The sequence below is a fragment of the Pseudomonas sp. AC463 genome (assembly GCF_979253585.1).
The window spans coordinates 1-277 of record NZ_CEEDDZ010000548.1; the positions used below are offsets into that span (position 1 = coordinate 1).

Consider the following 277-nt stretch of genomic DNA (forward strand, 5'->3'; position numbering starts at 1 on the left):
GTCGTGGTCGCCAACGCCGCGCATGCCGAGGAGGTCGAAACGCAGTTGGCCGCGATCGGCAGCAGCCCGGCCGCGATCATCCTGGAGCCGGCGGGTCGCAACACCGCCCCGGCCATTGCCCTGGCCGCACTCGCCGCCGATAATGGCGAGGATGCGCTGCTCGTCATGCCGTCCGACCACGTCATCGCCGATGTTGACGCATTTCACGCCGCCATTCTGCGCGCACTCCCGCTGGTCGACGACGGTTGGCTGGTGACTTTCGGGATTGCTCCCGACG

The 277-nt window shown here is 68.2% G+C and carries 1 protein-coding gene; it reads left to right on the forward strand.

Annotated elements, in window-relative coordinates:
* Window positions 1-277, forward strand: a 277-nt coding sequence (locus AC0IYH_RS31355) for a sugar phosphate nucleotidyltransferase (protein WP_471838123.1), incomplete at both ends; no start/stop codon positions are given.